At 63.7% G+C, this 25,023-nt stretch carries 22 protein-coding genes; 7 read left to right on the top strand and 15 right to left on the bottom strand.

The features are described 5' to 3' along the window. Nucleotides 1-8 precede the first annotated feature (8 nt). The gene (locus tag HU218_RS04445) at nucleotides 9-476 is read left to right on the top strand and encodes a TlpA family protein disulfide reductase (RefSeq protein ID WP_174873735.1); all 468 of its coding nucleotides are present in this window, start codon (nucleotides 9-11) and stop codon (nucleotides 474-476) included. Nucleotides 477-520: 44 nt separating this feature from the next. Here HU218_RS04445 and HU218_RS04440 read toward each other — a convergent pair whose 3' ends face one another. The 8 genes from HU218_RS04440 to def all read right to left on the bottom strand — a co-directional run bounded on the left by HU218_RS04440 (nucleotide 521) and on the right by def (nucleotide 9,029). Continuing rightward, a complete protein-coding gene (locus tag HU218_RS04440) occupies nucleotides 521-1,300 on the bottom strand; it encodes a HesA/MoeB/ThiF family protein (RefSeq protein WP_174873730.1) in 780 nt (259 codons plus the stop codon). A 49-nt stretch (nucleotides 1,301-1,349) separates the two neighbouring features. Further along, entirely contained in the window at nucleotides 1,350-2,618 is a 1,269-nt protein-coding gene (locus HU218_RS04435) for a sigma-54-dependent transcriptional regulator (RefSeq protein WP_174873729.1), read from the bottom strand. Continuing rightward, the gene (locus tag HU218_RS04430) at nucleotides 2,618-4,729 is read right to left on the bottom strand and encodes a sensor histidine kinase (RefSeq protein WP_174873728.1); all 2,112 of its coding nucleotides are present in this window, start codon (nucleotides 4,727-4,729) and stop codon (nucleotides 2,618-2,620) included. The genes HU218_RS04435 and HU218_RS04430 overlap by 1 nt, the downstream gene beginning before the upstream one ends. Beyond that, on the bottom strand, nucleotides 4,729-5,331 hold the full coding sequence (locus HU218_RS04425) for a DUF4390 domain-containing protein (RefSeq protein WP_174873727.1): 603 nt from the start codon (nucleotides 5,329-5,331) through the stop codon (nucleotides 4,729-4,731). The genes HU218_RS04430 and HU218_RS04425 overlap by 1 nt, the downstream gene beginning before the upstream one ends. Beyond that, entirely contained in the window at nucleotides 5,291-6,541 is a 1,251-nt protein-coding gene (rsmB, locus tag HU218_RS04420) for a 16S rRNA (cytosine(967)-C(5))-methyltransferase RsmB (RefSeq protein ID WP_174873726.1), read from the bottom strand. The genes HU218_RS04425 and rsmB overlap by 41 nt, the downstream gene beginning before the upstream one ends. 81 nt (nucleotides 6,542-6,622) lie before the next feature. Next, nucleotides 6,623-7,477 (bottom strand): zinc metalloprotease HtpX, encoded by an 855-nt coding sequence (gene htpX, locus HU218_RS04415; protein WP_174873725.1) that lies wholly within the window; start codon nucleotides 7,475-7,477, stop codon nucleotides 6,623-6,625. A 54-nt stretch (nucleotides 7,478-7,531) separates the two neighbouring features. Then, a complete protein-coding gene (gene fmt / locus HU218_RS04410) occupies nucleotides 7,532-8,452 on the bottom strand; it encodes a methionyl-tRNA formyltransferase (protein WP_174873724.1) in 921 nt (306 codons plus the stop codon). A 73-nt stretch (nucleotides 8,453-8,525) separates the two neighbouring features. After that, the gene (gene def / locus HU218_RS04405) at nucleotides 8,526-9,029 is read right to left on the bottom strand and encodes a peptide deformylase (RefSeq protein WP_174873723.1); all 504 of its coding nucleotides are present in this window, start codon (nucleotides 9,027-9,029) and stop codon (nucleotides 8,526-8,528) included. Between the two features lie 113 nt (nucleotides 9,030-9,142). Here def and HU218_RS04400 point away from each other — a divergent pair, with 113 nt between their 5' ends. The 5 genes from HU218_RS04400 (at nucleotide 9,143) to HU218_RS04380 (ending at nucleotide 14,833) form a co-directional block, all read left to right on the top strand. After that, nucleotides 9,143-10,165: a LysM peptidoglycan-binding domain-containing protein gene (locus tag HU218_RS04400; RefSeq protein WP_174873722.1), complete on the top strand. Its 1,023-nt coding sequence runs from the start codon at nucleotides 9,143-9,145 to the stop codon at nucleotides 10,163-10,165. Then, complete coding sequence (gene dprA, locus HU218_RS04395) at nucleotides 10,162-11,283, top strand: DNA-processing protein DprA (protein WP_174873721.1); 1,122 nt, start codon at nucleotides 10,162-10,164, stop codon at nucleotides 11,281-11,283. Before HU218_RS04400 ends, dprA begins: the two co-directional genes overlap by 4 nt. 17 nt (nucleotides 11,284-11,300) lie before the next feature. Further along, a complete protein-coding gene (locus HU218_RS04390) occupies nucleotides 11,301-11,759 on the top strand; it encodes a Smg family protein (RefSeq protein ID WP_174873720.1) in 459 nt (152 codons plus the stop codon). Nucleotides 11,760-11,892: 133 nt separating this feature from the next. Beyond that, on the top strand, nucleotides 11,893-14,184 hold the full coding sequence (topA, locus tag HU218_RS04385) for a type I DNA topoisomerase (RefSeq protein WP_174873719.1): 2,292 nt from the start codon (nucleotides 11,893-11,895) through the stop codon (nucleotides 14,182-14,184). A 271-nt stretch (nucleotides 14,185-14,455) separates the two neighbouring features. After that, nucleotides 14,456-14,833 (top strand): hypothetical protein, encoded by a 378-nt coding sequence (locus HU218_RS04380; RefSeq protein WP_174873718.1) that lies wholly within the window; start codon nucleotides 14,456-14,458, stop codon nucleotides 14,831-14,833. Here the strand turns inward: HU218_RS04380 and HU218_RS04375 are convergent. The 5 genes from HU218_RS04375 to HU218_RS04355 form a co-directional block, all read right to left on the bottom strand. Next, the gene (locus tag HU218_RS04375; protein ID WP_174873717.1) at nucleotides 14,830-15,213 is read right to left on the bottom strand and encodes a diacylglycerol kinase; all 384 of its coding nucleotides are present in this window, start codon (nucleotides 15,211-15,213) and stop codon (nucleotides 14,830-14,832) included. The two genes, HU218_RS04380 and HU218_RS04375, sit on opposite strands and share 4 nt — an antisense overlap. Beyond that, a complete protein-coding gene (locus HU218_RS04370) occupies nucleotides 15,210-16,271 on the bottom strand; it encodes an FAD:protein FMN transferase (protein WP_174873716.1) in 1,062 nt (353 codons plus the stop codon). Before HU218_RS04370 ends, HU218_RS04375 begins: the two co-directional genes overlap by 4 nt. Continuing rightward, nucleotides 16,271-17,239, bottom strand: coding sequence for a glutathione synthase (gene gshB, locus HU218_RS04365; protein ID WP_174873715.1), 969 nt, complete (start codon nucleotides 17,237-17,239; stop codon nucleotides 16,271-16,273). Before gshB ends, HU218_RS04370 begins: the two co-directional genes overlap by 1 nt. Nucleotides 17,240-17,268: 29 nt before the next feature. Further along, nucleotides 17,269-18,549, bottom strand: a complete 1,281-nt coding sequence (gene gshA / locus HU218_RS04360) for a glutamate--cysteine ligase (RefSeq protein ID WP_174873714.1) — start codon at nucleotides 18,547-18,549, stop codon at nucleotides 17,269-17,271. A 226-nt stretch (nucleotides 18,550-18,775) separates the two neighbouring features. Beyond that, on the bottom strand, nucleotides 18,776-19,720 hold the full coding sequence (locus HU218_RS04355; RefSeq protein ID WP_174873713.1) for a carbohydrate kinase family protein: 945 nt from the start codon (nucleotides 19,718-19,720) through the stop codon (nucleotides 18,776-18,778). Between the two features lie 122 nt (nucleotides 19,721-19,842). Between HU218_RS04355 and HU218_RS04350 the strand changes: the two genes are divergently transcribed. Further along, nucleotides 19,843-20,322: a TlpA disulfide reductase family protein gene (locus tag HU218_RS04350; RefSeq protein ID WP_174873712.1), complete on the top strand. Its 480-nt coding sequence runs from the start codon at nucleotides 19,843-19,845 to the stop codon at nucleotides 20,320-20,322. 6 nt (nucleotides 20,323-20,328) lie between these two features. On the opposite strand, the gene HU218_RS04345 is transcribed toward HU218_RS04350, so the two are convergent. Beyond that, nucleotides 20,329-23,079, bottom strand: coding sequence for a putative bifunctional diguanylate cyclase/phosphodiesterase (locus HU218_RS04345; RefSeq protein WP_174873711.1), 2,751 nt, complete (start codon nucleotides 23,077-23,079; stop codon nucleotides 20,329-20,331). A gap of 374 nt (nucleotides 23,080-23,453) precedes the next feature. Beyond that, nucleotides 23,454-24,983 (bottom strand): oxidoreductase, encoded by a 1,530-nt coding sequence (locus HU218_RS04340; RefSeq protein WP_281357113.1) that lies wholly within the window; start codon nucleotides 24,981-24,983, stop codon nucleotides 23,454-23,456. Nucleotides 24,984-25,023: the final 40 nt, after the last annotated feature.

The following is a 25,023-nucleotide window of genomic DNA, read 5'->3' as shown; positions in this document are numbered from 1 at the left end:
ACAAAGCCCTGATCATTGCCGCGCTTGGCGCCACGCTGGCGTTAAGCGGCTGTTTCACCGACAGCGCACCCGGCGTGCAATACACCAGCCTGAGCGGTCAGCAGGCCAGCACCGACAGCCTGAAGGGCAAGGTGGTGCTGGTGAACTTCTGGGCCACCAGCTGCAGCGGCTGCATGGCGGAAATGCCCAAGCTGGTCGCAACGCAGCAGAAGTACGCGGCACAGGGCTTCCAGACCGTGGCGGTGGCCATGAGCTATGATCCGCCAAACTACGTGCAAAGCTATGTCAACGACAAGAAGCTGCCGTTCTTTGTGGCACTGGACAGCCAGGGCAGCATTGCCAAGGCCTTTGGCGATATCCAGCTGACGCCGACCTCGATCCTGATCGACAAGCAGGGCAATATCGTCAAACGTTTTGTCGGTGAGCCGGACTTTGCCGAGCTGCACCAGTTGATTGAGCAGAACCTCAAGGCCTGATCCAGGCGTACAAAAAAGCCGCTTTCCATGGAAAGCGGCTTTTTTCATGTGGCGGCCAACGATGACGGCCGCTGCGCACACACCGGGCAGTCCGGGTCACGCGGTACCTTCAGCTGGCGGAAGCTGCCATCCAGCGCGTCGTACAGCGTCAGCTGCCCCAGGGTTGGCCGCAGTCCCGCCAGCAGTTTGATCGCCTCTACGGCCTGCAGACTGCCGATCACCCCCACCAGCGGTGCCAGCACGCCGAACGTGGCACACGGCCCATCGCTTGCCTCGCCCTCTTCCGGAAACAGACAGTGATAGCAGGGTGAGGCGCCATCACGCGTATCGTAGACCGCCAGTTGCCCGGAAAAGCGCACCGCCGCGCCGGATACCAGCGGCACCCCGGCCACCACACAGGCACGATTGATGGCGTGACGGGTGCCAAAGTTGTCGGAACAATCCAGTACCAGATCATGTGCCGCGACCTCTGCGGCCAACTTGTCGCCCTGTAAGCGCTCGGCAAGTAGCCGCAACTGCACTTCCGGATTGATCGCTGCCAGCCGTGTGGCCGCGGATGCCACTTTTTGCCGCCCCAGCGTCGTCATGTCGTGAATGATCTGGCGCTGCAGATTGGTCAACTCCACCGTATCGTCATCCACCAGCGTCAGCTGGCCGACACCGGCACTGGCCAGATACAGCAGCGCCGGTGCGCCCAGTCCGCCGGCACCCACCACCAGTACCCTGGCGGCCATCAGCCGCTGCTGTCCCTCTACGTCGATCTCCGGCAGCAGGATGTGCCGGCTATAGCGCAGCAAGGCTGCGTCATCCAGTTCTTTGCTCATGATGCAAAAACGGCCGCCAAGGCGGCCGTCCCGTCAGTTGTTACGCCGTTTACTCTTCGGCGGTCTTGCGACTGAATTTCACGCCCAGCTGCTTGAGCTTGCGGTACAAGTGGGTACGTTCCAGCCCGACCTTCTGCGCTACCCGGCTCATATTGCCGTTCTCGAGCACGATGTGGTACTCGAAATAGCGGCGCTCCAGCTGTTCGCGCAACTCGCGCAATGGCAGATTGAAATCGAAACCGGTTTCCTCCACCGGTTTCTCGTGGCGGAATTGGGCCAGCACCTTGTTTACCTCGGCGGCGTCAATCTCTTCTGCCTCGGTGGTCAGGCCCAGACTCTTGATGATGCTGCGCAGCTGTTCCAGGTTACCCGGCCAGTCATACTGGCGCATCGCGTTCAGCGCGGCCGTCGTCAGCTTGCGCGCCGGAATCTGCTTGGACTCCACCAGCTCGTGCAGGATCTGCTCGGCAATGAAGATGATGTCTTCGGCATGCTCGCGCAGCGGCGGAATCGGCACGATGACACTGGACAGCGCGGTGAGCATGCGGTTGTCGCACTCAGGGTCCACCAGCAGCTCCTGCAACGGACGGCTGCAGGAACAAACCAGCCGCACGTTGAAGCGATCGAGCTTGGACAGCAGGAACAGCAGGCCCTGCTGGGTACGACGGCTGTACTGGCCGATATCCGGCAGGAACAGCACGCCATTATTGGCTTTCTGCAGCAGTTCCAGCGGCGCATCGGCCAACTGCTCCAGCTTGGCGGGCATCACCCACGGCATGTTGCCATGATGGAAGAAGCGCGCCACCAGCTCGAAGCCGACACCGGGCTCGCCGGTGAGCAGCACAGGCGACTTCACTTTGGAAACACGATCCAGCTGGCGTTTCAGCTCCTGGATCGGTGCACTCTTACCCAGCTTGTCCAGGTTGAGCGAAGTGTTGGCCTGCATGTCGCCGTACTTGAGTGCCCGTTGCACGGTAGACAGCAGCTTCTGCAGCGCAATCGGCTTTTCCAGGAAATCGAAGGCACCGATGCGGGTGGCCTCGACTGCCGTATCGATGCTGGCATGACCGGACATCATCACTACCGGCATGTTCAACAGCCCGGACTTGGCCCACTCCTTGAGCAGGGTGACGCCGTCACAGTCCGGCATCCAGATATCCAGCAGTACCAGCGCCGGCCGGGTCTGGCTGCGCAACTGGCGGGCCACTTCGGCGTTTTCGGCAACTGCTACGGTAAAACCTTCGTCCTGCAGGATCTCCGAGAGCAACTCCCGGATACCGATTTCGTCATCAACAATCAGAATATCGCTGCTTCGCATTAAGCCTCCAGCATTGGCAGGGTGAGAAGGATCCGCGCGCCGCCGCTGTCTCCATTGGCCAGTTGAACCTGACCGTGGTGCTCCTCCACTATCTTTTTCACCACCGCAAGGCCCAACCCGGTGCCCTTGGCCTTACTGGTAACGTAAGGCTCAAAGGCCCGGTGCAGTATGTCTGCACTGAACCCTGCGCCGTTGTCCTGTACACAGACGAGCGCGTTCCTTCCTTCTAGTCGGCTGCTAATGTGAATCATCGGGATGTCAGCGTCAAGGACTGCATCTTGTGCATTCTGCAGAAGATTGTGCAGAACCTGGCGCAGCAGCGCCGCATCACCCATTACCCGCAGCGGCTCCGCGCACAGCTCTACCCGTAGTGCCGGGTTGCTTTCGTACAGCGTCAACACCTCTCGAATCAGGGTGTTAAGCTCCAGCGGACCGAGTTTGGTGCGCGGTGCGCGCGCATAATCGCGGAACGCATCGACCATGCCTTTCAGCGCGGTGACCTGCTTGATGATGGTATCGGTGGCACGGCGCAGCATCTCGGCATCGGCGCCTTCCAGCTTGTCCGCCAGCTTCATCGCCAGCCGTTCGGCCGAGAGCTGGATCGGCGTCAGCGGATTGCGGATTTCATGCGCCAGCCGCTTGGCGACCTCACCCCAGGCGGCATCACGCTGCGCTCGCCCCAGCTCGGAAATATCATCGAATACCACCACATAGCCAGTACCCGAGCGCTCCGGCAGTACCGCTCCGCGCACCACCAGCTGACGCTGGCCATTGGCACCGCTGTAATCGATCTGTTGCTGCCAGTCATGGGGATTGACGTTGGCCGCTTCGCGCAGGATGGTATCCACCAGCGGCGTCAGCTCTGGGCGCAGCACCGGCCAGACCTGCAATTCCTCTGTGGCCAGCTCTTCGAAATTGACGCCAAGAATACGGCCGGCACTGGTATTCGCGGCACGCAGGTTCCAGTTGCTGTCGAACGCCACTACGCCGGCAGACAGGTTGGCAAGGATACTTTCCAGATACAGCTTGCCGGCTTCCAACAGCCGACGGTTCTCGTCCGCGGCATGGCGCGCCTCGTCCAGCTGCTGCGTCATGCGGTTGAACATGGTGGTGAGGATGCCCAACTCGTCCTTGCGGTATACCGGATGACGCTTGGAATAATCGCCCTGTGCCACCGCACGGGTACCTGCGGCCAACTCCGACAGCGGCGCCGACAGCCGTTCGGAAATGAAGAGCGCAAACGCCAGCGCCGCCGTCAACGCCAGCAGGAACACCAGCGCCAGCGTCAGCATGTAGAAGGTTTTCAGCCCGTCGCGCGCCAGTACCAGCTGGCGGTAATCGGTGCGGGCTTCCTCGATCAGCTCGGCATCACGGGCAATCTGCGCCGGAGCCGGCTGGATCACCTGCAGCACCAGCGTCTCGTCGGTCGCATAACTGCGGTATGGCAGCAGCACCTTGAGCAGCAGGCCACTCTGCGCGTCGTTGTCGATGCTCTCGTGCGCTTTGCGCCCCTGCAGCGAGCGCAGCAGCTCGTAGTCCGGTGCCCGCGGCAGGTAGCGCACCTCGTCCGGCCCGGCAAAGCTCACCAGCTTGCCCTGGCGGGTATAGATCGCGACCTCTTCCACCCCCAGCTGTTCACGCAAACGCGCCAGCCGGCTGGTGAGTTCATACGCGCTCTGGTCGGCAATATCGTTGGATACCACCCGTGCCTTGCGCGACAGGTCGTTCAGTACATAGCCCAGCGCATTGCGCCCCAGCTCCAGGCCACGATCCAGCGCGGTCTCCACCTGCACATTGAACCAGCTCTCGATACTGCGGGTCAGGAACTGCGCCGATACGGTGAACACCAGCATGCCCGGCAGCAAGGCCACCACGGTGAACACCACCACCATTTTCTGGGTCAACTTGGCACCGAACTCGCGACTCTTTACCCGCCGGCGCAGGCGCAGCACCTGCCGCACCACCACGCCGACCAGACCGGCCAGTCCCAGCGCATTGAGGCCGAACACCCACCAGTAGTATTCGGCCAGCTTGGAAGTATTGCCGGTAGAAATCGCCAGCAGGTACATCAGTACCACGCCCAGCGCGGCGGCAATGGCGGGATAGCGCATCAGTTACCCCCCTCGACGGCAACCTGCGACCAGGGCGACTCCAGCGACCAGTCACTGGTGCCCAGGGCATTGAGCTGGAACGGCCGCGGCAGCTGCCCGATATCCAGCTCCAGCTGCACACGCCCACGCAGCAGTTTGCGATCGCTCTCGTCCCATTCCGCCACATCCAGCCCCCGCCAGCCGGCAATACTGCCGACCGCGGCGATCGCTTCCTGCAGGGTGCTGTAATTGTTGGCCAGGCCACCGATTGCCACCCGGTAGCGATTGGTCAGCCGGTAGTACATCAACTTGAAACTGATACTGGCAGTCGGCTCGAAGAAATGCTTGAGACGCAGCCAGTAGGCACTGCTGCGCGGATGGGTCAGCTCGAAAGTCAGGCGGAAGGTCAGCGGTACGCCCTGCTGCACCGCATCCTGCAAGGCAGCGGGCAAGACAATCTGGTAACGGGTGGAGATGGCCAGCGCCTGCTCTTCCACCTCCGCGCGCGCGCGCAGCATCGTGATGCCATCGGCCGCCTGTGCCGTAACCGGCAACAGGCAGGCCGCCAGCAACAGCAGCAGGCTAAGGACGTTTTGCCAACAGCGCGTAGTAGAAGCCGTCATGTTCCGGAGTAGGCAGCAATTGTTCGTCTTGTAATAGCTGGGCGTCAGGATGACGCGTCAGGAAAGCATCCACTTGCTGGCGGTTCTCTTCCGGCATGATGGAGCAGGGTGCGTACAGCATTTTGCCACCGGCGGCGAGCAGCGGCCACAGCGCATCGCTGAGCGATCCCTGCTGCTGCCCAAGGGCAGCAAAGTCGGCAGGACGACGCAGCCACTTGATGTCCGGATGGCGGCGTACCACGCCACTGGCCGAGCACGGCACGTCGGCAAGAATGCGGTCGAACAACTGCCCGTCCCACCACTTGCCCGGTTGCGCGGCATCGGCGGCCACCACGTTGGCCGCAAGCCCCAGCCGCGCCAGATTCTCCTCTACCCGCGTCAGGCGGCTGGCATCGACATCCAGCGCCGTCAGCCGGATATCCGCCAGCTCCAGCAGGTGGCCACTCTTGCCGCCGGGTGCGGCACAGGCATCCAGCACCCTCATGCCAGCCTGCACGTCCAGCCAGCGCGCCGCCTGCTGCGCGCCCCAGTCCTGCACCGATACGCGGCCGTCGGCAAAACCCGGCAGCTCGCGCACATTGCACGGCACCTCCAGCAGCACCGCGTGACTATCCAGCGCGCGTGCCGCCATGCCCTGCGCGGCCAACTCGGCAACGTATGTAGCAGCATCGCCGTGGCGGGCATTCACCCGCAGTGTCATCGGCGGATGGCGATTGCTTTCGTCCAGAATGTCGGCCCACTGCGCCGGATAGGCGGCACGCAGGCGTTGCAGCCACCAGCGCGGATGGTTGTAGCGCGCCTCGTTGTCACGCTGCGCGGCGGCCAACAGCTGCTCGCGCTGACGCAAGGCATTGCGCAGCACGCCGTTGACCAGCCCCTTGAACTTGCCGCCCGCCAGCTTGCCAGCCGCGTTGACCGCCTGATCGACCACCGCATAGTCGGCGGCGCGGGTGTGCAACAGCTGGTACAGCGCCACCAGCAACAGCCGCTCGATCTCGGCGGCCGGCAGCGGCCGCGGCACCAGCTGGCGCAGCACAAAACGCAGCTGCCCCAGGCGGCGCAAGCTGCCATAGGCAATGTCCTGCAACGCGCCGCGCTCGGCGGGGGTCAGCTCATGATTACGCTGGAGATTACCCAGCGCCTCGGTCAGGGTGCGCCCCTGCTCGATACGCTCGAGCAGGCCGGCCGCCAGTTCCTGGATACGGTGCATGTATGTGTTCCAACAAGAAAACCGGCCACCGTCCCGCAGATGGGACGGTGGCCGTGATTCGACAGGCCGAATGATACCGGTTCAGCGCATGCCGCGGGCGATCTCCTGCAAGCGGGCAATGCGTTCCTCGGTATGCGGGTGGGTACGGAACAGCCCGCTGATGCCGCTACCGGACAGCGGATTGATGATCATCATCTGCGCGGTTTCCGGATGGGCCTCGGCGGCATACAGCGGCCGGCCCTGGGCGTAGTACTCGATCTTCTGCAGCGCGGCGGCCAGCGCCAGCGGGTCGCCGCTGATCTCGGCACCGCCACGGTCGGCCTCGAATTCGCGGGCGCGCGAGATCGCCATCTGGATCAGGCTGGCGGCCAACGGCGCCAGGATCGCCACCGCGATGCCGGCAATCGGGTTCACCGGCCGGCCCTCTTCGTCGCGGCCACCGAAGAACATGGCGAAGTTGGCGAGCGCGGAAATGGCACCGGCCATGGTGGCGCTGATGGTGGAAATCAGCGTGTCACGGTGCTGCACATGCGCCAGCTCGTGCGCCATCACCCCGCGCAGCTCCTGGTAACTGAGCATGCGCATGATGCCGGTGGTAGCGGCCACCGCCGCGTTTTCCGGATTGCGACCGGTGGCAAACGCGTTCGGCTGGTCCTCGTGAATCACGTAGACCCGCGGCATCGGCAGACCGGCGCGCTGCGCCAGCTCGGCCACCATGCCGTACAGTTCCGGCGCGCTTTGGCCGTCGACCTCCTGGGCGTTGTACATACGCAACACCATCTTGTCGGAGTTCCAGTAGGCAAACACATTCATCGCGCCGCCGAACAGCAGCGCCAGCAGCATGCCGCCCTTGCCGCCGATCATGCCGCCGATCATGGCGAACAACGCCACGATCGCCGCCATCAACACCGTGGTTTTCAACCAGTTAAAGCCCATGTCGTTCCCTTTCCTTCAGGCATCCCTACCCAGATGAGGGCAGGTGTTGGAGGCTCAAGCCCCCAGCACGGTTCCCGCCAGGCCACTGCGCCCGGCGGCAAAATCGCGTGCGGCCAACCTTTTGCCGCCGGCAGCCTGCAGTTCGGTGATGCGCACCAGCCCGCTGCCGCTGCCCACGACTACGCCGTCGGCATCGGCACGCAGCACCTCGCCCGGCGCCCCCTGGCCATCGATGGCCTCGGCAAACCACAGCTTCAGCGCCTCGCCGGCCAGCAGGGTGTGTGCACCCGGCGCCGGATTGTAGGCACGGATGGCGCGGGCGATGTCGGCGGCCGGCAGGTGCCAGTCGATGCGCGCCTCTTCCTTGCTGAGCTTGGCGGCGTAAGTCACACCGGCTTCCGGCTGCTTCACCGGCACGCAGCTGCCCAGCGTGGCCAGCGTGCTGACGATGGCTTCGGCGCCCAGTTGCGCCAGCTTGTCGTGCAGCGTGGTCGCGGTGTCGTCCGCGGTAATCGGCAACGCGTGGATGGACAGCATGTCGCCGGTATCAAGACCCACGTCCATCTGCATGATGGTGATGCCGGTTTCCGCATCGCCGGCCAGGATGGCGCGCTGGATCGGTGCGGCACCGCGCCAGCGTGGCAGCAGCGAGGCATGGATGTTGAGGCAGCCACGCGCCGGCATTTCCAGCACGGCCTTGGGCAGTAGCAGGCCGTAGGCGGCCACCACCATCACCTCGGCGCCGACTTCGGCCACCAGCGCCTGCGCTTCCGGGGTTTTCAGCGTCAGCGGCTGTTCCACGCGCAGGCCATGCTGCAGCGCCAGCTCCTTCACCGGACTGGGCTTGAGTTTCATGCCTCGGCCGGCCGGGCGATCCGGCTGGGTCAACACCAGCGCGATATCGTGACCGGCGGCAATCAAGGCCTGCAGGGCCTGGGCGGCGAACACCGGGGTACCGGCAAAAATCAGTTTCATCGGGAATCCTCAAATGCGACGGGGCACGACTGGCGTGCCCCGTATCAGGCTGCGGCCAACGTTGGCCGCACGCTTACATGGTGTGCTTTTCGCGCTTCTTCATCTTGGTCTTGATGCGCGCCTGCTTCAGCTCCGACAGGTATTCGACGAACACCTTGCCGTCGAGGTGATCCACCTCGTGCTGCAGACAGATCGCCAGCAGGCCGCCGGTGTCCAGTTCGAACGGCTTGCCGTCGCGGCCCAGCGCCCGCACTTTCACGTGCTCGGCACGGGTCACCTTGTCGTAAATGCCGGGTACCGACAAACAGCCTTCCTCGTACACCGTCTCGCCGTCTTTCTGCAGGAACTCCGGATTGATGAAGACGTAGGGCTCGGATTTGTCTTCCGAGATATCGATCACGATCAGGCGGTGGTGGTAGTCCACCTGGGTCGCCGCCAGGCCGATACCGCGCGCTTCGTACATGGTTTCGAACATGTCATCGATCTGCTGTTGCAGTGCCGCGTCAAAAACTTCTACCGGCTTGGCTACCTTGTGCAAGCGCGGATCGGGATAATGAAGGATATTGAGTAATGCCATAATCAAAACCGTTTCAGTTGAGGATGCCGGCACGGCTGACAATAATGTTGTCATCAGCCCGGTTTTAAGTGCTTCTCCGTTCCAGTGCCGGCTATAGATGGGGTCATGTCCAGATGTTAAAACCTATTATATCTCTTGTTCTGGCCATTGGCCTGTCCGCCCCGGCCATTGCCGATACCCTGCAACTGCGCCCCGATGCCCCGCAACGCTATGTGGTGAAAAAGGGGGACACGCTGTGGGATATCTCCGGCAAGTACCTGACTGCGCCGTGGAAGTGGCCGCAGCTGTGGCGCATGAACCGCGAACAGATCAAGAACCCGCACTGGATCTATCCCGGTGATGTGCTGTACCTCGACTACGTCAATGGCCAGCCGGTACTGCGTTTCGGCAGCAACCGCGTGGTGAAACTGTCGCCGCAGGTACGCAGCACGCCGCTGGATGAGGCGATCACCATGATCCCGGCCAAGGCGATCGAGCCGTTCCTCAAGCGTCCGCTGCTGGTGGATGACACCGCCGACTACGAGCGCGCGCCACAACTGGTGGCCACCCAGGAAAACCGCGTGATCTTGTCCTCGCTGGACCCGGCCTACGCCACCGGCCTGACTTCCGGCGGTATCTGGCAGGCCTACCGCCTCGGCCGCCCGGTGGAAGACCCGGATACCAAGGAACTGCTCGGTTACGAGGTGATCTACGGCGGCGAGCTGCAGGTGCGCAAGCTGGACAAGGTCAGCAGCCTGCAGGTCGGCAAGGTCAACGAGGAGATCCTGATCGGCGACCGGCTGGCCAAGAAAACCGAACATGAAGACCTGCAGTACATCCCGCACGAACCTCCGCCGGAACTGCAGGGCAAGATCGTGCAGAGCGTCAGTGGCGTCAACGAGATCGGCCAGCTGTACAGCGTGGTGATCAACCGCGGCCAACGTGAAGGCGTCGAGATCGGCCACGTATTCGGTATCTATCGCGCGCCCAAGATCGTCAGCGTGGAAAACAATGGCGAAAAACAGCAGCTGGCGATGCCCTCCGAGGAGCTGGGCCAGCTGATCGTCTACCGCGTGTTCAGGAAAGCGTCCTACGCGCTGGTATTGCGCAGTTCCCAGTCGGTGATGGTGGGTGACCGCATCGCCGCGCCGCAATGAGTGACAGCCTGCTGGCCTGGGCCACGCTGGCGCTGTCGCCCGGCATCGGCCCGCAGCGCTTTCTGCAGCTGATCCAGCGCTTTGGCAGCGCCGCTGCCGCGCTGGCGGCGCGACCGGCACAGCTGGCCGGCGTGCTGGATGCCGACATCGCCACCACCCTCGGCGGTGAGCTGGCACAGCAAAGTGCGGCGGCGGCGCTGGCTTGGGCCGAGGCGGACGGCTGCCACCTGCTCACCCTACAGGACGACGACTATCCATGCCAGCTGGCCGAGGCCGGCGCGGCACCGCCACTACTGTTTGCCCGCGGCCGCCGCGAGCTGTTGGCCGCATCGATGCTGGCGATTGTCGGCAGTCGCAACTCCACCCCGCAGGGTGACGACAACGCCCGCAGCTTCGCCCGCAATCTGGCGGCCAACGGCTACAGCATTGTCAGCGGGCTGGCCGACGGTATCGACGCCGCCGCCCACGAAGGCGCGCTGCCCCAGGCCGCCAGCACCGTGGCAGTCATCGGCACCGGCATCGACCGCGTCTATCCGGCACGCAACCGCGAACTGGCGCATCGCATTGCCCAGCAAGGGCTGATCCTGTCGGAATTTCCGCTGGGCACGCCGCCACTGGCGCAGAACTTTCCGCGTCGCAACCGTATCATCGCCGGCCTGGCGCGTGGCTGCCTGGTGGTGGAGGCCACCTTGCAAAGTGGCTCGCTGATCACCGCGCGACTGGCACTGGAGGCCGGCCGCGAGGTGATGGCCATTCCTGGTTCCATCCTCAACCCGCAGGCACGCGGTTGCCACCGGCTGCTGAAAGACGGTGCCCGGCTGGTGGAAACCGTGGATGATGTACTGGATGAAGTGGGCAGACTGCCGCTACCCGCCGCCATGACCGCTGCCATGACCGCTGCCAGTCCGGCCGCCGTCGCCGATACGCCGGTCGCTGCCCCTTTGTTGCAGGCAATGGGCTTCGATCCGGTGGATGCCGACACCCTCGCCGCCCGGCTCGGGTTGACGCCGGGGGAGGTTTACGCGATGCTTCTCGAGCTTGAAATACAGGGTCATGTTGACAGCATGCACGGCGGCCGCTACCAGCGCCGCGGCAACGCTGCCGACACGATCTGCTAACCGGTTGATTCCCCTGAATGTTTGATGTCCTAGCCTACCTGCTTGAAGAATTCAGCGACCCGGACGCCTGCCCTGCGCATGACGATCTGGGACGCCAGCTGGCGGCCGCCGGTTTCGAAAATGACGAAATCAGCAGCGCGCTGGAATGGCTGGACGGCCTGAACAGCCTCAGCGAAGGGGCCTATCTGGGTGCCAATGACAGCACCGGCCTGCGCGTGTACCACGACGAGGAGGCTGCCCGCCTGCCCACCGAGGTACGCGGCCTGATCATGTTCCTGGAAGAAAACGGCGCGCTGTCGCCGGCACAGCGGGAGATGCTGATCGACCGCCTGCTGGCGATGCCCGACGACGAGATCTCGCTGCCCACCGCCAAACTGGCGGCACTGATGGTGCTGTGGGCACAACGCGCCGAGCTGCCGGTACTGGTTGGCGAGGATCTGCTGACTGCATTGCATGGTGAGCCCACCATGCAGTAAGCCGTACGGCCAGCATGGCGCTGGCCGCAACGCATGCCACAGACAAGAGCGCCAAACTTGCGCTCTTGTTTTGTTTGATGAATACACAATATTGTCGTCCTGAACCTTGGACTTCTGCAGAAACGACCCGCACATGCCCACTAGCCTGCTGATTGTCGAATCGCCGTCAAAAGCGAAAACACTGAAAAAATATCTGGGAGGGGATTTCGAAGTCCTCGCCTCCTATGGTCACGTGCGCGACCTGGTCCCCAAGAACGGCGCGGTGGATCCGGAAAAAGACTTCGCCATGAAGTACCAGCTGATCGCGCGCAACAGCAAGCATGTCGATGCCATCGTCGATGCAGTGGCCAAGGTGGACCACGTCTACCTGGCAACTGACCCGGACCGCGAAGGCGAGGCGATTTCCTGGCATCTGGTGGAAATCCTCAACAAGAAAAAGCTGCTGAAGGACAAGACCGCGCAACGCGTGGTGTTCCACGAGATCACCAAGAACGCGGTGCTGGACGCCATCGCCAACCCGCGCGACATCTCGCAGGAGCTGGTGGATGCGCAGCAGGCACGCCGCGCGCTGGACTATCTGGTGGGCTTCAACCTGTCGCCGCTGCTGTGGAAGAAAATCCGCCGAGGCCTGTCCGCCGGCCGCGTGCAGAGCCCGGCGCTGCGCCTGATCTGCGAGCGCGAGCACGAGATCAAGGCCTTTGAGTCGCAGGAATACTGGACAGTGCACCTGGACAGCCACAAGAGCCGCACCAAGTTCAGCGCCAAGCTCAACGAGTTCGGCGGCAAGAAACTGGAGCAGTTCGATATTCCGGATGATGCCGAACAGGCGCGCATCGTAGCGGCACTGCAGGGCCACAGCGCCCAGGTTGGCCGCATCGAAAAGAAAAAGAAGACCCGCAACCCGGCGGCACCGTTCACCACCTCCACCCTGCAGCAGGAGGCAGTGCGCAAGCTGGGCATGACCACCGACCGCACCATGCGTACCGCGCAACAGCTGTACGAAGGTATCGACATCGGTCAGGGCACTGTCGGTCTGATCACCTATATGCGTACCGACTCGGTAGCGCTGGCCAATGAAGCGGTGGAAGAAATCCGCGGCTACATTGCCGAACGTTTCGACGGCGACCACCTGCCGAAGAACCCGGTGACCTACAAGAACAAGTCCAAGAACGCGCAGGAAGCACACGAGGCGATTCGCCCGACCTCCATCCTGCGCACGCCGGAATCGGTGAAAGCCTTCCTCACCGCCGACCAGTTCAAGCTGTACGAGATGGTGTGGAAGCGTACCCTGGCCTGCCAGATGGCGCCGGCCAAGTTCGACACCACCAGCATCGACATCCATGTCGGCGAAGGCGTGTTCCGCGCCACCGGCCAGGTGCTGGTATTCGGCGGCTTCCTGTCGGTGTACGAGGAAGACGTCGACGACGCCGAGGACGAGGAAAACGCCAAGCTGCCGCTGCTGGAAGAAGGCGAAACCCTGCCAGTGGACAAACTGTACAGCGAGCAGCACTTCACCCAGCCGCCGCCGCGCTTCTCCGAAGCCAGCCTGGTGAAGGCACTGGAAGAGTTCGGCATCGGCCGCCCTTCCACCTACGCCAGCATCATCTCCACGCTGAAGGATCGCGAGTACGTGATCCTGGACAAGAAGCGCTTCTTCCCCACCGACACCGGCGACATCGTCAACAAGTTCCTGACCGAACACTTCGCCCAGTACGTGGACTACAACTTCACCGCCAAGCTGGAAAACCAGCTGGACGAAATCGCCAGCGGCCAACGGCAGTGGGTGCCGGTGATGGACAGCTTCTGGAAGGGCTTCCACAAGCAGATCGTCGAGAAGGAAGGCATCAGCCGCGCTGAAGTCACCACTGAAAGCCTGGACGAAGCCTGCCCGAAATGCGGCCAACCGCTATCGATCAAGTTCGGCAAGCGCGGCCGCTTCATCGCCTGTACCGGCTACCCGGACTGCGACTACACCCGCAACGTCGGCGAAACCGCCGAGCAGGCCGCGGCGGAAGCCGAAGCGCCGACGGTGATCGAGGATCGCACCTGCCCGGATTGCGGCGGCGAGCTGCACATCAAGAAGGGCCGCTACGGCAAGTTCATCGGCTGTGCCAACTACCCGAAGTGCAAGCACATCGAGCCGCTGGAAAAACCGCGCGACACCGGCGTGACCTGCCCGCAGTGCAAGGCCGGCAGCCTGATCGAGCGCAAGAGCCGCTACGGCAAGCTGTTCTACAGCTGCAACACCTCCCCCAAGTGCACCTACGCCACCTGGAACCCGCCGATCGCCGAGACCTGCCCCAAGTGCCAATGGCCGGTGCTGACCATCAAGGTCACCAAACGCCGCGGCACCGAGAAGGTGTGCCCGCAGAAGGAGTGTGGCTACGCCGAGCAGATCGCCCCGCCGGAAGGCAAGGAAAGCTGAGCCGCGGCCAACGTTGGCCGCCAATAAAAACCGCCCTCTCGGGCGGTTTTTTCATGGCCGGCGGAGCATTTTCCGTCTGGCAACTGCTGGGGCAAGCACTATGATTCAACTTAGGGGGAACGTCGGAGATTGTAAGGTTTGCACTGCATACGGAGCGATGATCGCGCTCCATTCCCGACGGACCCCTGCCCGACAGACAGCACGCCGCCGCAAGGCGGCGTTTTTCATTGTTCCCCGTCCGGAACGGAATGGGCCAGCGGGACGCGACGCCATGCCTAACAGTCAATTCTTCTTTACCGGAGCCAGTGTTCTCAGCGTGGTCTTTGCGCTGGATGGCGCCTGGCCGATGCTGGCCTTTTCGCTACTGGTGATGTTTACCGGCATCTGGCGCGCCGATCGCGAGCAGATCAGCGAGCTGGCACCCTCAACGCTGGCAATGTTCCTGGCGCGTCAGGAGTTGCCGCTACTGCCACTGGAGCACTTCCACGGCCAGGAGCTGCTGCATTACGAGGCCGGCTATCCGGTGTACCGCGTACTGCGCGCCGGCGACTGCGAGTGGGAGCTGGCCGGCCGCGATGGCGAAACCGTCAGCGAGCGGGACATGATCCGCGTGGTGCCCGGCCTGCTATACCGCCGCCGCAACGGCTAGCCGAACAACACCAGCAGCCACATTGCCAGCAGGTTGATCAGCCCCAGCAGCTGCGCGGCACTGCCCATGTCCTTGGCGCGCTTGGCGAGCGGATGGTGCTCCAGCGAGGTGTGGTCCACGGCCGCCTCGATGGCGGAATTGAGCAGCTCGATCACCAGCGTCGCCAGCGAAGCGGCAACCAGAATCGCCTTGCCCACCCCGCTGGCCGGTGCCGCAAACAGCGCCAGCGGAATCAGCACCACCGCCAGCAGACTGAGCTGGCGGAAGGCATCCTCGTGCCGCAAGGCGGCGCGCAGCCCGTCCAGCGAATAGCCAAACGCATTGATCAGCCGCTTGAAACCGGTTTTGCCCTTGAACGGACTTTCCTGCGAAGGGGTCATGGTGTTCCTGTTACCTGTAAGCTATCGGGTGTTAGTCGCCATTGCAGCCGTTGCTGCAGCGCCGGGTCAAGCCAGACCGCGCCCTGCGCATCTACCAGCATCCAGCCGGCCAGTGCAAAGCGCCGCGCCATCGCGGCGGCCTGCCGCGCACCGGCAAAATACAGCGGTTTGCTGGCCACATCGGACAGCAAGCCGGCATCCGGCCCCGGCCGGGACAATACGGACACGGATTGTACGCGACAGTCGGCGTTGCCATCGCGCGGATCGATCAGGTGGCAATAGCGCTTGCCGTGCAACTCGAAATAACGCTGGTAATCGCCGGAGGTGCCAAGTGCCTCGCCATCATGCAGTTCCAGGCTGGCCATGGCGCTGGCCTGCCGCGGATGGCGGATCCCGCCCCGCCACGACGAGCCGTCCGGCTTGTGCCCCAGTGCCATGATATTGCCGCCGATATTCAGCAAAGCCGAGCGGATGCCGGCCGCAAGCAGCTGCCGCCGCGCCCGATCCAGCGCCCAGCCCTTGGCCATGCCGCCAAAATCCAGCTGCACTGCCGGGTTGCGGCCAACCATCTCTCCGTCCTGCCAGCCGATATCCGCCAGCCGCGGCCGGGCGGCCACCAGTGCGGCCAACTTGCCGGCGTCCGGCAACCGCGCCGCATAGCTGTCGGCATGAAAGCCCCAGGCCGCCACCAGCGCGCCGATGGCCGGCGAGAACAGCCCGTCCGACTGCGCTTCCAGCCGCTGTCCCTTGTGCAGCAGCTCGGCCAGTTCCGGCGACGGCCGGAACGGCCGGCCACTGGCCAGCGCAAGGTTGGCCGCCGCCACTTCGCTGTCCGCTGACCAGGCATGCAGCTGGCGATGCAGGCGATCCAGATCGGCCAGTACCGCGGCTGCCGCGCGTGCGGCCAACGCCTGGTCATCGGCGTACAGCGTCAGCTCCACCCGGGTGCCGAATACATAGCTTTCCTGGCGGTAGGCTTCCGGCGCACGGCTGCAGCCGGCTAGCAGGCAAACGAAAAGGGCGGCCAGCGCCGCCCCTTGTCCACGCCAGCGCGACATCAGCCGGCCTGGCCCGCCAGTGCCCGTTCCACCGCCCGCTCCAGCGCGTCGATGAACAGGCCGGCGACATTGATACCGGTCTGGTCCATGATTTCGCGGAAGCAGGTCGGGCTGGTGACGTTGACCTCGGTGAGGTAGTTGCCGATCACGTCCAGCCCGGCAAACAGGATGCCGCGACGCTTGAGCTCCGGCGCCAGCGCCAGCGCGATCTCGCGGTCACGCTCAGTCAGCGGGCGGGCTTCGCCGCGACCACCGGCAGCCAGGTTGCCGCGGGTTTCGCCACCTTGCGGGATGCGCGCCAGGCAGTGCTCCACCGGCACGCCGTCGATCACCAGGATGCGCTTGTCGCCATTGCGGATTTCCGGAATGAAGCGCTGCGCCATCACCGTGCGGGTGCCATTGTGGCTGACGGTCTCGATGATCACGTTCAGGTTCGGGTCGTCCGGAGTCACGCGGAAGATACCGCTGCCGCCCATGCCGTCCAGCGGCTTGAGGATGGCGTCCTGATGCTGGCGCACGAAGCGCTTCAGGCGATCCGGGCGCGAGGTGACCATGGTCGGCGTGATCTGTTCCGGAAAGTCCAGAATCGCCAGCTTCTCGTTGTAGTCGCGCAGCGCCTGGCCACGGTTGAACACCCGTGCCCCCTGCTGCTCCGCCAGCGTCAGCAGCTGGGTGGCGTACAGGTATTCCAGATCGAACGGCGGGTCCTTGCGCATCACGATGGCGGAGAGATTCTGCAGCGCCTGTGCCTGCAGATTGCCCTTGCGGAACCAGTCCTTGTCCTTGCTGCCGGTCAGATGTACCGGGACCGCCTCGGCCAGGATGCGCCCGCCTTCCACGTACAGGTCGCCCGCCTCGCAGAACCAGATGCCGTGGCTGCGCTTGGCCGCCTCTTCCATCATGGCGTAGGTGGTGTCCTTGTGGAGTTTGAAATGCTCCAGCGGGTCGGCAATGAACAGAATGTGCATGACGTAATGTCCTCAGGTTGGCCGCAGGCTCAGGCGTCCGGGTCGGTGGCTTCCAGCTCCAGCGCTGCGGCCAGCAGCGCCAGGCGCGAAATCACTCCATAAGCATAGAAACGGTTCGGCGGGGCATCCGGGCCGGCCTGGCGGTCCGGCAGACACGGCTTCTCGAACGACAGCGGTACGAAGTGCATGCCGGGCGCGTTGAGGTTCTCGTCCACGCCGCGGCCGGTATGCACGCGGTAGAAGCCACCGATCACGTAGCGGTCCATCATGTACACCACCGGTTCGGCCACCGCTTCGTTGATCGATTCGAAGGTGTAGACGCCTTCCTGCACGATCACCTCGGACACTTCCAGCCCTTCCTTCACCACCGACATCTTGTTGCGCGCCTTGCGGTTGAGGCCGATTACCTCTTCCGGCGATTTCACGCTCATCACGCCCATGCCATAGGTGCCGGCGTCGGCTTTCACGATCACATACGGTTCGTGGTCGATGCCGTATTCGCGGTATTTGGCGCGGGTACGCGCCAGCACGTCTTCCACCTTGGCGGCCAACTCGTCCTCACCCTGGCGGGTGTGGAAATCCAGGCCGGTAGCGGTGCTGTAATACGGGTTGATCAGCCACGGGTCGATGGAAATCAGCGAGGCGAAATCGGCGGCCACCTTGTCGTAAGCGGCGAAGTGGTTGCTCTTGCGGCGCACCGCCCAGCCGCCATGCAGCGGCGGCATCAGATTCTGTTCCAGATTTTTCAGGATGTCCGGAATGCCGCCGGACAAGTCGTTGTTCAGCAGCACGATGCAGGGGCTGAAGCCATCGGCCAGCACCAGGCGGTTGCCGCGGCGCTCCAGCGGCTCCACGGTAATCACCGCACCGTTGGCCGCGGTCAATTCGGTCGGGGCGGTAATTTCCGGATTCAGGGTACCGAGACGGACTTTCAGCCCGGCCTGCTCGAAGATATGTACCAGCGCCGCCACGTTCTGCAGATAGAAGCTGTTACGGGTATGGTTTTCCGGAATCAGCAGGATATTGCGTGCTTCCGGACAAACGCGGTCCACCGCGCTTTGCGCCGCCTGTACCGCCAGCGGCAGGAATTCCGGATTCAGGTTGTTATGCCCGCCCGGGAACAGGTTCATGTCCACCGGCGCCAGCTTGAAGCCGCTGTTACGCAGATCCACCGAGCCATAGAACGGCGCGACATGGTTGTGCCACTGGCTGCGGAACCAGTGTTCGATATGCGGTTGCGCAACCAGGATGCGGCTTTCCAGCTCGCGTAGCGGGCCGGTCAGCGCGGTAGTGAGATGCGGTACGGTCATGTTGCCCTTTCTGCCGGGGGATGCGGAATCTATCAATGGTGGGGCCGTGCATGGCGAGATTCAAGCCTGCCGGCAGCAGGGATTTCGCACAGCCCCCGCAGTAACAGGGTAGCAAACCCTGACGCCGGCTACAGCCCGGCCATTCCGGCAGGGGTAGCGCCGGCAATAGCCGCAATGAAAACACCCGGCCGTGGCCGGGTGTGAAGGGTATCGTCAGGGCCTGCGCTTACAGCGGCCAGGCCTCGCCGTACGACTGCTGGTACAGGCTGCGCAGCTTGTCCCAATCGAAATGGTGGTTCTGGCAACCATGGGTGGCCACCTTGATGGCGCCGATGACATTGGCCAGCCGGCCGGTGACTTTCCAGTCGAGGCCATACTTGATGCCGTACAGCAGGCCGGCACGGAAGGCATCGCCGCAGCCCATCGGATCCACCGGCTTGATCGGCATCTGCACGCGCGGAATCAGGTGGATGCTGTCGCCGGTATAAATCTCGGCGCCCTTGGAGCCACGCGTCACCACCAGCGCCTTCACCTGCTGGCGCAGCGCGTCGATGGTCAGCCCGGCACGCTCGCGCATCAGCTCGCTCTCGTAATCGTTGATGGCGACGTAATCGGCCAGCGTCACGATCTCGTGCAGCTCGTCCGGCGACAGCAGCGGCAGCTCCTGGCCCGGGTCGAAAATGAACGGGATGCCGGCGGCGTGCAGTTCGCGCGAGTGCTGCAGGAAGGCCTGGTGGCCGCCCGGCGACAGAATCGCCAGCTCGATCGGGTCCGGGATATCGGCAATGTGGTTATCGGTGGCAAAATCCATCGCCCCCGGATGGAAGGCCATCAACTGGTTGCCGTCCTTGTCGGAGATACCGAAGCACTGCGAGGTGTACTGGCCGCGGATGGTGCGGATGAAGCGATCATCCACGTTGTTGCGCTTCAGGTGCTGGCGGTAAGGCTCGAAGTCCTCCCCCACCACGCCCATCACCATGGGCTTTTCGCCCAGCAGGCTGAGACTGTAGGCAATATTGCCGGCCATGCCGCCAAATTCGCGGCGCATCGACGGCGCCAGGAAGGTGGTGGAAATCTTGTGCAGCTGATCCGGCAGGATCTGGCTGTCAAAACGGCCTTTGAAAGAAAACAGGGTATCGTAGGCAAGCGCCCCGCAAACCAGAATCGACATGACTCGCGCGCAAACTAAAAGGCAATCGACAAGTCTATCATGAAGCGCAGATGACAGTCAGCCGCGAACAGCGGCCAACTTGCAGATAACTAACAGCTTTTAGGCATTACTCCGGAATAATCATGACAATCAATTTTCGCCGCCACGCCGCCACGCTGGCACTGCTGTTCCCCGTGCTGGCGCATGCCGCGACCAGCCTCGGCACCATCCCGCTGAACACCCCGGATGGCAAACCGGCGCAGTTCTCCCGCCTGCAGGGCAAGATCACGGTGGTGAACTTCTGGGCCACCTGGTGCGCGCCATGCCGCATCGAGATGCCGCTGCTGTCGGCAGAGGCAAAAAGGTTGGCCGCACGCGGCGTGCGCTTTGTCGGTATTGCGCTGGACCAGCCGGAGCAGGTGCAGGGCTACCTGAAGCAGACGCCGGTCAGCTACCCGGTGGTACTGGCCGATGGCGATGGCATCGAACTGATGCACACGCTGGGCAACAAGGCCGGTGGCCTGCCGTTTACCGTGATCCTCAACGAACAGGGCCAGCCGGTAAAACGCATTCTCGGCATCCTGGACGAAAAGACGCTGCAACTGGCACTGCCGCTACGCTAGCCGCCACTAGATATCGAAATGCTCGTTGTGCCGGCTGGAGACGCTGTGGCCGGGCAACAGACAACGCACCGTCGCGGTCAGCGCATCGCGCAAGCGCATCAGTTCCGGCACGCTGCTGGCCACCTCGGCGGCATCACCCTGCTGCAAGGCCTGCCACAGGGTAAAGCTATGGCTGCCGATCGCCTGTAGCTGCTCGCCCAGCTCGCGATAGTGCGGATTCTGTCCATAGCCCCGCTGGCCTTCTTCCAGATACCAGCAGGCGAAATCGGCATAGCTGGCGGCATCCCAGTCGCCGGGGCCGCCGTCGCCGGCGGCCAACTCCAGCAGTCGTCCCAGCGTGGCGCGGTAGGCCAGCTCCAGCCGGAACAGCGCGATATCCTGCTGCGACCAGCGCTGGCGGCCGGCATATTCCCACACCGGATTACCCTGCCACTTGCGTACCCAGTCAAAGAAACTGTCCGCCGGCATCGGTCGGGCAATGCCGTAGCCCTGCGCCACCTCGCAGCCCAGATACAGCAGCAGCTTGCCGTGCTCTTCGGTCTCCACCCCTTCCGCCACCTGGTGGCGGTTGAAGGCGCCGGACAGGCCGATGATGCCTTGCACGATGGCCAGATCGTCGGTGTCCTCGTGCATATTGCGGATGAAGGACTGGTCGATCTTCAGCTTGTCCGCCGGCAGCCGCTTCAGGTACAGCAGCGAGGAGTAACCGGTGCCGAAGTCATCCAGCGCGAAGCGCACCCCCAGTGCCTGGCATTCGCGCATCAGCGCGATCACCCGCTCCAGATCGGATAGCGCGGTGCTTTCCAGCACCTCGATCTCCAGCATGTCGCGCGGCACATCCGGGTAATCCAGCAGGATCTGCGCCATGCGGCTGGCAAAGTCCGGCTGCTGCAAATGAAAGGCGGAAATATTCACGCTCACCCCCTGCAGCAGACCGCGGCTACGCCACGCCTGCATCTGCGCCAGCGCGGTGCGCAGCACCCACTCGCCCAGCGGAATATCCAGCTCGCTGTCCTCAATGTCGGCCAGAAACGCTCCCGGCGCCAGCACGCCAAGCTGCGGGTGATGCCAGCGCAGCAGCGCTTCCGCCCCCACCACCTGGCCGCTGCGCATATTTACCTTGGGCTGGTAGTACAGCTGCAGTTCGTTGTGCGCCAGCGCCTGCTGCAGCCGGTCCTGGCTTTCCTTGCGGCTGCGGCGGCGGCGGTCATGCTCGGCATCGAAGATGCGGTAGCCGTTACGCCCCTGTTCCTTGGCCTGATACATCGCCTGGTCGGCATGGCGCAGCAGGGTGTCCGGGTCGTCCTCGTCCTGCGGATACAGCGCCACGCCGATGCTGGCGGTAATCTGCACCTGGATACCGGACAGGTCATACGGCTGCGCCACGATGTCCAGCAAGCGCTGCAGGCTGCGATGGCAGGCGGCCACATCCGGCAATGCGGTCAGCACCAGCGCGAACTCGTCGCCCCCCAGCCGCGCCACGGTATCGCTGCCGCGCAGCGCATCGCGCAGCCGGCCGGCAACCTGGATCAACAGCTGGTCGCCGTGCTCGTGGCCGAAGCGGTCGTTGACGCGCTTGAAACCATCCAGATCCATGAAGCAGATGGCCTGGTACAGGCCGCTGTCGCGAGCATGGGCAAACGCCAGCTGCATGCGCTCGGCCAGCAACACGCGGTTGGGTAGCTGGGTCAGCGGGTCGTGATGCGCCATGCGATCGAGCCGCTGCTCCTGCTCTTTCAGGATGCTGATATCGGTAAACACCGCGATGTAGTTGCGCAGGCGGCCATCGGCATCCTGCACCCGCGACACCGACAGCAATACCGGATAGCAGCTGCCGTTGCTGCGCCGGGTCAGCACTTCGCCATGCCAGTAGCCGCCTTCCCGCAGCCCCTGCCGCAGCTGGCCGTAAAAATGCGCCTCGTTGCCACCGGCATAGAACTGCTGCAGGCGGGTTGCCAGCAAGGCCTCGCGGGCAAAGCCGCTGATATCGCACAAGGCGCGATTGGCATCCAGGATGACGCCGCGCCGGTCGATGATGGCGATGCCTTCGCGGGTATGCTTGAACACCCCGGCCAGCAAGCGCAGCCGGTTTTCCGCCGCGCGCAGCTCGCTGATATCGTTCCAGACGCCGATGACGCCGGCCGCGTGGCCGTCGGCGTCGTAGAACACGTTCTTGGAAAACACCACCTGGCGCACGCGGCCATCGCCGTCACACAGTTCGCCCGGGTATTCTTGGCGCGGCTCGCCGCGCAGCAGCGCAGCATCGTGCTGCCGGTGTAGCGCTGCCTGCGCCTCGCCCCACAGCTCGTCGGCATTGCGCCCGCTGATAGCCTGCGGCGACAGGCCGGTAGCGCGGCTGAAGGCTTCGTTGCAGCCCAGATAGCGGCCATGCAGATCCTGGTAAAACACCGGCAACGGAATACCCTGCAACAACAGGTCGGCGAAGTTGCGCCCCTGATACAGCCCATGACGCGCATCCTGGCGCTGGGCCGTCATGGCATTACATGCCGCGGCCAGCTGCGCCAGCGCATCGGCACCGGCTTCCGGCAAACGCTCTAGCAATGCCCCTGCTGCCTGCGCCTGCGCTTTGCTTGCCAGCACTCGCATACGCCAGTCTTGCCGCCGGAACAGCATGCCCAGCCAGAGGGTTGCGGCCAGCAGCAGCGGCCAGGACCAGGCCGGCACGCCATGCGGCCAACCTTGCCATTGCAGCCACAGCAGCACAGCCAGCTGCGTCCAGAGCAAGCGCGGAAGCATTTGCCATGACGTGAGGTAAGCGCTCAAGAGTCGAATCATGATCAGCGAAATTCCGGCGGTTGCCGCCAGGCAGGCCGCCACATGGCGGCACGGAATCCTTGGCCACTGGCAGGCAGATGCACTGCATGCCAGCCATTTTAAAAATCGGGTCGTCAGCCCGCACTGGGGGCCATGCACTGCCGCTAATAGCAAAGCGGCAGATCACTGTATCTATTCGATAAACGCGGTTTATGACAAAACGCAAACATGTCCGGTTCTATGCCCATGGCACGCGCTGCTGTCGTATCCCGACGACAGCATGAGCCGCTGTCGCCGGCACGGCAGAAATGCAAAACGGCCGGGATTCCCGGCCGCTTTGCTTACCGCGTGCTGGCTTAGATGCTTGCGGCCAACCTTGCGCCCTGATCGATGGCGCGCTTGGCGTCCAGCTCCGCTGCCACATCGGCGCCGCCGATCAGATGCACCGGCTTGCCAGCAGCCAGCAGCGGTTGCTGCAGTTCGCGCAGCGGGTCCTGGCCGGCACAGATGATGATGTTGTCCACCGCCAGCAGCTGCGGCTCGCCCTTGATGGTCACGTGCAGGCCGGCATCGTCGATACGCTCGTAGCTGACGCCCGGAATCATCTTCACCTGCTTCATCTGCAGGCTGCTGCGATGGATCCAGCCGGTGGTCTTGCCCAGGCCCTCGCCCACCTTGCTGCTCTTGCGTTGCAGCAGGTAAACCTCGCGCGGGCTGGGATGCGGCTGCGGGCCGCCTGCCGCCAGACCGCCGGCGGTGGCGATGTCCATGTCCACCCCCCATTCGCGCATGAAGGCGGCAGTATCCAGCGATGGCGACTTGCCCTCGTGGGTCAGGAACTCGGCGGTATCGAAGCCGATGCCGCCGGCACCGATAATGGCGACCTTGCGGCCAACCGGCTTGCCGTGCTTGAGCACGTCCAGATAGTTGAGCACCTTGGGATGGTCGACCCCCGGAATGTCCGGCGTGCGCGGCGCGATGCCGGTCGCCAGCACCACTTCATCGAAGCCGGTCAGATCGGCCGCCGCCACGCGGGTGTTCAGCCGCAACTTTACGCCGGTCAGCTCGATGCGGCGCGCGAAGTAGCGCAGCGTCTCGTGGAACTCTTCCTTGCCCGGAATACGCTTGGCGACGTTGAACTGGCCGCCGACTTCGCCAGCCGCATCGAACAGGGTGACATCGTGGCCGCGCTCGGCGGCGATGGTGGCAAACGCCATGCCGGCCGGGCCGGCCCCCACCACCGCCAGTTTCTTGCGCGTGGTCACCGGCAGGTAGTTGAGCTCGGTCTCGCGGCAGGCGCGCGGGTTGACCAGGCAGCTGGTGAGCTTGCCCTGGAAGATGTGGTCCAGGCAGGCCTGGTTGCAGCCGATACAGGTGTTGATCTCGTCGCTGCGGCCCTGTGCCGCTTTCAGCACGAACTCGGCATCGGCCAGGAACGGCCGCGCCATCGACACCATGTCGGCACAGCCGTCAGCCAGAATCTGCTCGCCCACTTCCGGGGTGTTGATGCGGTTGGTGGTGATCAGCGGGATGCCCACCTTGCCCATCAGCTTTTTGGTGACCCAGGCAAAGCCGCCGCGCGGCACGCTGGTGGCGATGGTCGGCACCCGCGCCTCGTGCCAGCCGATGCCGGTGTTGATAATGGTGGCGCCGGCTTGTTCCACTTCCTGCGCCAGCGCCACCACCTCGTCGAAATTGCTGCCGTCCTGCACCAGATCCAGCATCGACAGCCGGTAGATGATGATGAACTCGCGGCCAACCGCGGCACGCACCGCACGCAGCACTTCCAGCGCAAAACGGATGCGGTTTTCGAAGCTGCCACCCCAGCGGTCTGTACGCTTGTTGGTGTGGCGGGCGATGAACTGGTTGGTCTTTTTCTTATACACATCCGACGCTGCCGACGACATGCAGTGTGTAGATATCTGG

This window comes from Vogesella oryzae (genome assembly GCF_902829295.1).
In the GTDB taxonomy this organism is placed as follows: domain Bacteria; phylum Pseudomonadota; class Gammaproteobacteria; order Burkholderiales; family Chromobacteriaceae; genus Vogesella; species Vogesella oryzae.
This window is presented reverse-complemented; position numbering and strand designations above follow the sequence as displayed.

Bases quoted from the DNA above. Each gene is read 5' to 3' on its own strand.
- rsmB (WP_174873726.1), bottom strand. From the start codon at position 6,541: ATGCACCGTATCCAGGAACTGGCGGCCGGCCTGCTCGAGCGTATCGAG.
- HU218_RS04375 (WP_174873717.1), bottom strand. From the start codon at position 15,213: ATGACCCCTTCGCAGGAAAGTCCGTTCAAGGGCAAAACCGGTTTCAAG.
- dprA (WP_174873721.1), top strand. From the start codon at position 10,162: ATGAGTGACAGCCTGCTGGCCTGGGCCACGCTGGCGCTGTCGCCCGGC.
- fmt (WP_174873724.1), bottom strand. From the start codon at position 8,452: ATGAAACTGATTTTTGCCGGTACCCCGGTGTTCGCCGCCCAGGCCCTG.
- topA (WP_174873719.1), top strand. From the start codon at position 11,893: ATGCCCACTAGCCTGCTGATTGTCGAATCGCCGTCAAAAGCGAAAACA.
- HU218_RS04350 (WP_174873712.1), top strand. From the start codon at position 19,843: ATGACAATCAATTTTCGCCGCCACGCCGCCACGCTGGCACTGCTGTTC.
- gshB (WP_174873715.1), bottom strand. From the start codon at position 17,239: ATGCACATTCTGTTCATTGCCGACCCGCTGGAGCATTTCAAACTCCAC.
- def (WP_174873723.1), bottom strand. From the start codon at position 9,029: ATGGCATTACTCAATATCCTTCATTATCCCGATCCGCGCTTGCACAAG.
- HU218_RS04400 (WP_174873722.1), top strand. From the start codon at position 9,143: ATGTTAAAACCTATTATATCTCTTGTTCTGGCCATTGGCCTGTCCGCC.
- HU218_RS04430 (WP_174873728.1), bottom strand. From the start codon at position 4,729: ATGCGCTATCCCGCCATTGCCGCCGCGCTGGGCGTGGTACTGATGTAC.
- HU218_RS04380 (WP_174873718.1), top strand. From the start codon at position 14,456: ATGCCTAACAGTCAATTCTTCTTTACCGGAGCCAGTGTTCTCAGCGTG.
- HU218_RS04440 (WP_174873730.1), bottom strand. From the start codon at position 1,300: ATGAGCAAAGAACTGGATGACGCAGCCTTGCTGCGCTATAGCCGGCAC.
- HU218_RS04390 (WP_174873720.1), top strand. From the start codon at position 11,301: ATGTTTGATGTCCTAGCCTACCTGCTTGAAGAATTCAGCGACCCGGAC.
- htpX (WP_174873725.1), bottom strand. From the start codon at position 7,477: ATGGGCTTTAACTGGTTGAAAACCACGGTGTTGATGGCGGCGATCGTG.
- gshA (WP_174873714.1), bottom strand. From the start codon at position 18,549: ATGACCGTACCGCATCTCACTACCGCGCTGACCGGCCCGCTACGCGAG.
- HU218_RS04355 (WP_174873713.1), bottom strand. From the start codon at position 19,720: ATGTCGATTCTGGTTTGCGGGGCGCTTGCCTACGATACCCTGTTTTCT.
- HU218_RS04370 (WP_174873716.1), bottom strand. From the start codon at position 16,271: ATGTCGCGCTGGCGTGGACAAGGGGCGGCGCTGGCCGCCCTTTTCGTT.
- HU218_RS04435 (WP_174873729.1), bottom strand. From the start codon at position 2,618: ATGCGAAGCAGCGATATTCTGATTGTTGATGACGAAATCGGTATCCGG.
- HU218_RS04425 (WP_174873727.1), bottom strand. From the start codon at position 5,331: ATGACGGCTTCTACTACGCGCTGTTGGCAAAACGTCCTTAGCCTGCTG.
- HU218_RS04345 (WP_174873711.1), bottom strand. From the start codon at position 23,079: ATGCTTCCGCGCTTGCTCTGGACGCAGCTGGCTGTGCTGCTGTGGCTG.